This is a genomic window from Acidiphilium sp. 20-67-58 (assembly GCF_002255515.1).
Lineage (GTDB): Bacteria > Pseudomonadota > Alphaproteobacteria > Acetobacterales > Acetobacteraceae > Acidiphilium.
Genome location: NZ_NCAS01000011.1, coordinates 197,398 through 204,268 on the forward strand (window position 1 = coordinate 197,398; position 6,871 = coordinate 204,268).

5 protein-coding genes are annotated in these 6,871 nt (G+C 70.3%); 4 read left to right on the plus strand and 1 reads right to left on the minus strand.

Annotation, left to right across the window (positions count from 1 at the left end; all coding sequences use genetic code 11):
* Positions 1–19: 19 nt before the first annotated feature.
* The 4 genes from B7Z76_RS06575 (at position 20) to dhaM (ending at position 5,282) form a co-directional block, all read left to right on the plus strand.
* Complete coding sequence (locus tag B7Z76_RS06575) at positions 20–1,186, plus strand: TDT family transporter (protein WP_291342869.1); 1,167 nt, start codon at positions 20–22, stop codon at positions 1,184–1,186.
* A 192-nt stretch (positions 1,187–1,378) separates the two neighbouring features.
* Positions 1,379–2,380: a dihydroxyacetone kinase subunit DhaK gene (dhaK, locus tag B7Z76_RS06580; protein WP_291342871.1), complete on the plus strand. Its 1,002-nt coding sequence runs from the start codon at positions 1,379–1,381 to the stop codon at positions 2,378–2,380.
* A 20-nt stretch (positions 2,381–2,400) separates the two neighbouring features.
* Positions 2,401–3,018 (plus strand): dihydroxyacetone kinase subunit DhaL, encoded by a 618-nt coding sequence (gene dhaL / locus B7Z76_RS06585; RefSeq protein ID WP_291342873.1) that lies wholly within the window; start codon positions 2,401–2,403, stop codon positions 3,016–3,018.
* Positions 3,019–3,038: 20 nt separating this feature from the next.
* Positions 3,039–5,282, plus strand: coding sequence for a dihydroxyacetone kinase phosphoryl donor subunit DhaM (gene dhaM / locus B7Z76_RS06590; protein ID WP_291342874.1), 2,244 nt, complete (start codon positions 3,039–3,041; stop codon positions 5,280–5,282).
* A gap of 79 nt (positions 5,283–5,361) precedes the next feature.
* On the opposite strand, the gene B7Z76_RS06595 is transcribed toward dhaM, so the two are convergent.
* A partial coding sequence (locus B7Z76_RS06595; RefSeq protein ID WP_291342875.1) for a Hint domain-containing protein occupies positions 5,362–6,871 on the minus strand: 1,510 nt, incomplete at its 5' end.

Consider the following 6,871-nt stretch of genomic DNA (forward strand, 5'->3'; position numbering starts at 1 on the left):
GCCCGACCCGGAGGCATTCATGATCACCCAGGATTTCGCCCGCTTCGCCCGCGCCCGCCTCGCCCGCACCCGTCACACCGGCCTGCTCGCCATCGTACGCCAGTTCACGCCGAACTGGTTCGCCGCGACGATGGGCACCGGCATTCTGGCGCTCGACCTCAACCAGCTGCCCGGCCTGCACCGTCCGGCGATGGCGCTCTGGCTGCTGAACATCGCACTGTTCGCGCTGTTCACCCTGCTCTACGCCGCGCGCTGGCTGCTCTACCCGCGTGAGGCCGCGCGGATCTTCGGCCACGCCGTAATGTCGATGTTCCTCGGCACCATCCCGATGGGTCTCGCGACCATCATCAACGGCTTCATCGCCTTCGGCCTCGCCCCGCTCGGGCCGGACGCGGTCGGCATCGCCACCGCCCTCTGGTGGGTGGATGCGGCGCTGTCGGTCGTCATCGGCATCGGCGTGCCCTTCCTGATGGTCATCCGCCAGACCCATGCGATCGAGACGATGACGGCGGTCTGGCTGCTGCCGGTGGTCGCGGCCGAGGTCGCGGCGGGGAGCGGCGCGCAGATCGTCCCGCATCTCGGCAACCCGCATCTGGCCCTGCTGGTCGATATCCTGTCCTACGCGCTCTGGGCCTACTCGGTGCCGGTCGCGCTCGGCATCGTCGCGGTGCTGCTGCTGCGCCTCGTGCTGCACCGGCTGCCGCATCGCGACATGGCGCCCTCGTCCTGGCTCACTCTGGGGCCGATCGGCACCGGCGCGCTCGGCCTGCTGCTGCTCGGCGCCGATGCGCAGGGCGCGCTCGCCCCGCTCGGCCTGCCGGGGCTCGCCGATGCGGCGCGCGGCATCGGGCTGATCGGCGGCGTCATCCTTTGGGGGTACGGCGTCTGGTGGCTCGCCTTCGCGGTGCTCGCAACGCTGCGCTACCTGCGCGCCGGCATCCCGTTCAATCTCGGCTGGTGGGGCTTCACCTTCCCGCTCGGCGTCTACACCGCCGCCACCTTCGCGCTGGCCGGGCAGACCCATCTCGCCGTCTTCCACATCGCCGCCGTGGCGATGACGGCGAGCCTCGCCACCCTCTGGGCGATCGTTGCGGCGATGACGCTGCGGGGGGCCGCAAGCCGCGCGCTCTTCGTCGCGCCCTGCCTGCTGGGCGCCGCCCTGGCGGACGATGCGCCGGCAGCCTGATCGCGGCTCTCTCGTGCGGACCGGGCGGCACCATGCCGTCCGGTCTGGCCAACCGGAAGCGGCTGCATTAACGTTTCCGTCGCGTTCCGTTGCTGACGGACGCGCCGGTCCCGCTTCCGGTTCGTCATCCGGCATCAGCCGGGACCCGCCCGCCGCGCCTTTCGAACAGAGTGCCAAAACGGGGAGGATCTCATGAAAAAATTCATCAACGCACCGGAAAACGTGGTCGCCGAAGCGCTGGCCGGCATGGCTGCCGCGCATCCCGATCTCATCCGCGTCCACACCGATCCCGATTTCATCACCCGCGCGGATGCGCCGGTGCGCGGCAAGGTGGCGCTGGTCTCCGGTGGCGGCTCCGGCCACGAGCCGATGCATGGCGGTTTCGTCGGCCGCGGCATGCTCGATGCCGCCTGCCCCGGCGCGGTCTTCACCAGCCCGACGCCGGACCAGATGCTCGCCGCCACCAAGGCGGTCGATGGCGGGGCCGGCGTGCTGCATATCGTGAAGAACTACACCGGCGACGTGCTGAACTTCGAAATGGCCGCCGACCTCGCGAAGGAGGAGGGGCTCGACGTCGCCGCCGTCGTGATCGATGACGATGTTGCCGTGCAGGACAGTCTCTATACCGCCGGCCGCCGCGGCGTCGGCGCCACGATCCTCGCCGAGAAGATCTGCGGCGGTGCCGCCGAGGCCGGCGCCGACCTCGCCAGCGTCGCTGCCCTTTGCCGCGAGGTGAACGGCGCCGCCCGCTCGATGGGCGTTGCGCTCAGTCCCTGCACCGTGCCGCATGCCGGCAAGCCGAGCTTCACCCTTGGCGAGGGCGAAATGGAATACGGCATCGGCATCCATGGCGAGCCCGGCCGCAAGCGCATCCCCATCGAACCGGCGGACCGCGTTGCCGAAATGCTGATGGAACCCATCCTCGCCGATCTGCCGTTCCGCCAGGGCGACAAGGTTCTGCTCTTCGTCAACGGCCTCGGCGGCACGCCGCTGGTCGAGCTCTACATCCTCTATCGCAAGGCCGCGGAGATCGCGCGCAGCCACGGGCTGACGGTCGCGCGCTCGCTGGTCGGTCCCTACATGACCAGCCTCGAGATGGCCGGCACCTCGATCACCCTGCTGCGCCTGACCGACGACATGATCCGTCACTGGGATGCGCCGGTGGTCACCCCGGCGCTGCGCTGGGGCGCCTGAGGCGGGCAGGGGGATTGCACATGGCCGACCAGCTCGACGTCCCACTGCTCACCGCCTGGCTCGGCCGCGTCGCCACCGCGATCGAGGCGCAGCAGGGCTATCTCTCCGATCTCGATGCCGCGATCGGCGATGGCGATCACGGCGCCAACCTCGCTCGCGGCTTCAAGGCGGTGATGGCGAAGCTCGGCACGCCCGCCGATCCGGCGGCGCTGTTCCGCAGCGTCGGCATGACGCTGATCGGCACCGTCGGCGGCGCCTCCGGCCCGCTCTACGGCACGCTCTTCGTCGAAATGGCCAAGGCCGCCGCCGGCCGCGCCACGCTCGACGCCCCCGGCTGGCACGGTGTGCTTGCCGCTGGCGTCGCCGGGGTCGTTGCCCGTGGCAAGGCTGCCCCTGGCGACAAGACGATGATCGACGCGCTCGCCCCCGCCGTCGCCGCTCTCGAAGGGGCGGCCAGCCTGCCCGAGGCGCTCGCCCGCGCGGCCGCGGCCGCGCGCGCAGGTGCCGAGGCCACCGCGCCGCTGGTCGCCCGCAAGGGCCGCGCCTCCTATCTCGGCGAACGCGCGATCGGCCATGTCGATCCGGGAGCGACCTCGTCGGCGATGCTGCTCGCCGCCCTCGCCGAAGCCGCCGGCTGAGCGGCCCGGCACGCCGCGCCATGGCGACAGGCCTCCTCCTCGTCTCCCACAGCGCGGCGCTGGCCCGCGCCACCGCCGAACTCGTCCGGCAGATGACCGGCGATCGCCTCGCCCTCGCGATCGCCGCCGGCGCCGGGCCGGATCATGCCGAACTCGGCACCGACCCGCTCGCCATCCTCGCCGCCTGCGAGGAGCTGGCCGGCTGCGAGGGAATCGTCGTGCTGATGGATCTCGGCAGCGCCGTGCTCAGCGCCGAAATGGCGCGCGACCTCGCGGACGATGCCCTGCGCGCCCGGCTTCACCTCGCCCCGGCGCCCTTCGTCGAGGGGGCGCTGGCCGCAGGCGTCGCCGCCGCCGCCGGGCAGGCCGCCGACCGCGTGGCCGCCGAGGCGATGGCTGGGCTCGCGCCGAAACAGGATGCGCTCGCCCCTCCCGAACAAGCCGCGCCGCCGCCAGCGGCCACGTTCACCCGCGAGGTGACGCTGGCCGATCCGAACGGGCTGCATCTGCGCCCCGCCGCGCGCTGCGTCGAAATTGCCGCCCGGTTCGATGCCACGCTGCACCTCCGCTACAATGGGCGCGTCGCTCCGCTCGACAGCCCGACCGCGCTGATGGCGCTCGGCGCGAAGGGGGATGCCGCGGTGACGATCGAGGCGTCCGGTCCCGAGGCCGAGCCCGCCGCCGCCGCCCTCGCCGCCATCCTCGCCGAGCGCCCGGCGGATTCTCACACCGAACCGGGTGCAATTGCGGCGCCCGGCGGAGTCGTGCCGATGTCCCCCGGCCGCGCCGCCGGCCCGGTCGTCGCCGTGTCCCGCGCCCTGTCGGCAGTGCCTGAAACCACGGTGACGGACCGCGCGGCGGCGCTTGCCCGGCTCGATGAAGCGCTGGCCGCCGCCCGCGCCGCGCTGGCCGGCAACCCGATCCTCGCCGCCCAGGCCGCCCTGCTCGCCGACCCGGCGCTGATCGGCCCCGCCCGCGCCGCGATCAAGAGCGACGGACGCCACGAGGCCGCCGCCTGGCGCGACGCCATCGCCGCCGCCGCCGCCAGCCACGAGGCGCTCGACGATCCCTATCTCCGCGCCCGCGCCCGCGACCTGCGCGAGGCCGGCGATGCCGTGCTCCGCGAGCTGCTCGGCGGCTTCGGTCTCGACCTGCCTGCCGCGCCCGCGATCATCGCGGTGGACGAGCTCACCGCCGCCGAGGCGGCGAGCCTGCCGCCCACCACCCTCGGCGTGCTCGACCGGCGCGGCGGCCCCACCAGCCACGCCGCGATCCTGCTGCGCGCCGCCGGCATTCCCGCGCTCGGCGGTGTCGTGCTCGACAAGCTGCCGACCCGCGTCGCCTTCGATGGCGCGACCGGCGAACTCGTCACCGAACCCGATGCCGCGACCGAAGCCCGTTACCGCGCCGCCGACCTCCTCGCGCCGGGCCCGGCCTCCGTCATCCTTCCCGACGGCGAGTCGCTCGAATTCTGGGCGAATGTCGCCGGCCCCGCCGATGCCGCCGCCGCCGCCCGCGCCGGCGCCTTCGGCATCGGCCTCGCCCGCACCGAAATGCTCTTCCTCGGCCGCGCCGACATGCCCGGCGAGGATGAGCAGGAAGCCCGTATCGCCGCGATGATCGCGCCGTTCCGCGGGCGTCCGGTCGTGGTCCGCCTGCTCGATGCCGGGGCGGACAAGCCGGTGCCCTTCCTCGCCCTGGCGGCGGAGGAAAACCCCGCCCTCGGCGTGCGCGGCGTGCGCGCGCTGCTCCGCCGGCCGGAATTCTGCGCCGCGCATCTGCGCGCTTTGCTGCGCGCCGGCGCCGGGCACGACCTGCGGATCATGGTCCCCATGGTCACCTTCGCCGCCGAGTTGCGCGCCATACGCGACGTGCTCACGGCCGCCGCGCGGGAGGTGGGGTGCGAACCGCCGCCGCTCGGCGCGATGATCGAGGTGCCCGCCGCCGCCCTCACCGTGCCGGAGTTGCTGGCGGTGAGCGATTTCTTTTCGATCGGCACCAACGATCTCACGCAATATGTCCTCGCCGCCGATCGCGGCCACAAGGATCTCCCCGGTTTCGCCGATGCCGGCCATCCGGCGGTCATCGGCCTCTGCGCCCAGGTCTGCCGCGACGCCGGCACGGCTCCGGTCTCGGTCTGCGGCGAAGCCGCTGGCGATCCGGCGACCGCCCGTCTCCTGGTCGAGGCTGGCATCCGCAAGCTCTCGATGGGTGCCGCCCGGCTAGGGGCGATCCGCGCGGCGTTTCCCGCCAACATATTCTGACGTCAGCTTACCCCAGGCCACGGCGCCGCCGCTCGGTCCGCCCCTTGCCCCGTATTTCCGGGCGAGGGGCCGGAACTGGTCAGGCCGTCAGCCTGGTCTCCGCCTGCTGCAGCACCGGATAGCGCAGACCGGCCTTGAGCGGCGTCACGGTCAGAACACGGCCTTTGAGCAGGCTCGCCGGTACTACCGCCGCCCCATCGGTCCAGCGGCCATCCGCTTCCACGCCGTGCCACCCTTGGGCCAGTGCCGGGTGATCGAGTGCCACCCGTTCGTCGCCCGCCCTCAAGGCGCCGATCTTGACGCCGAGCCGGCGGCGGTCGCGCGGGTCGGGCGTGACCTCGGCGGGAACCGCGCTGCGCGATGTGATGATCGCGGCGCCATCGGCGCGGTACTCGACCCGAAGCTGCGCGTCGTCCGTTGTTTCGAATCCTGCGCGATCGAGGATCTGCATCCGGACCTGCTCGACGATCGCGCCATGCTCGGCGAACGCGGCGCAGCTTGCCGCCTCGCGCAGCGGCTGTGCGAATTCCGGATGCAGGGCGATGGCGACACCGCCATTCTCGAAAGCCTGGCGGTTGCCGGTATCGAGGTAGCTTTCCGCCGGCATGTTCTCGGCCAGCAGGATCGCGTGCGACAGCAGTTCGACATGGTAATAGGTCACGCTGCGCCGTTCGATCTGCCGGATCGTCATGCCATTGACGAGCGCTTTCGCCGGGATCAGCGTATTGTTGAAATAAAAGGCGTGATCCGGCGAAACGACGAGGTCGCGCGCCGGCACGTTATCCGCAATCGCATGAGCGCCGATCAGCACCGGCTGCACCGCGTCGGGCCTGGCGTGGCGACCCGGCTCGATCGTGCGGTGTCCGATCCACACCACGGGTGCCGTCCCGCCGTCGTGCAGAAGGACGGAATCTCCCTTCGCCAGTGTCTCCACCGGGATTTCACCGCGCGTGGTCGCAATCCGGGTGCCCTCGGCAAAACAGGCATTCGAACCAAGCGATGACAAAGACGGTGTCACACTATCGAACGTAATTTCGCCAGTACTCTGACCTTGTATGTCATAGAATAAATTCTGCTGCGTATAGAGATTTACGTCAACATGTCTGATACCGCGGACAGCAAGGAATTCCAGTCCGTGTACATCGAGTCCCTGCGTATTGCCATTATATCCGCCGGGGCCGAAGCCGCCGCCGGACGTCGTGCCCGGGAAAATAGCGTTGTCGTAAATGACGCCGTGGCCCGCCTGAACTTGCCCGCTGTTTCCGACCATCCCGGTGATTGTGTTGCCTTCCCAGGTCCCGCTGATCGACAGGACGGGATATCCTTGGCCGGTAACGACACCGATGTTCAGGGGGTTCGTGATGGTGGCGATCGTTGTCGAGATCGTCACGTTGATCGTGTCTGTGTATGAACCGTCGGTAAAGGTGTATGTAAAAGTTTCCTGTCCGGACATAAGAAGCACCTCAAAAATTAAAGTTTTATGAGTATAAATATGACGTGCACCCCTGAATTGGCGCCATTTTTGGGTAGAGTCCGTTTCTCGAGGAGACGGACGAATGAAGCGGAGCAGGTTTTCGGACGAGCAGATT

Coding starts and splice junctions, on each gene's coding strand:
- B7Z76_RS06575 (WP_291342869.1), top strand. CDS start 20: ATGATCACCCAGGATTTCGCCCGCTTCGCCCGCGCCCGCCTCGCCCGC.
- dhaK (WP_291342871.1), top strand. CDS start 1,379: ATGAAAAAATTCATCAACGCACCGGAAAACGTGGTCGCCGAAGCGCTG.
- dhaL (WP_291342873.1), top strand. CDS start 2,401: ATGGCCGACCAGCTCGACGTCCCACTGCTCACCGCCTGGCTCGGCCGC.
- dhaM (WP_291342874.1), top strand. CDS start 3,039: ATGGCGACAGGCCTCCTCCTCGTCTCCCACAGCGCGGCGCTGGCCCGC.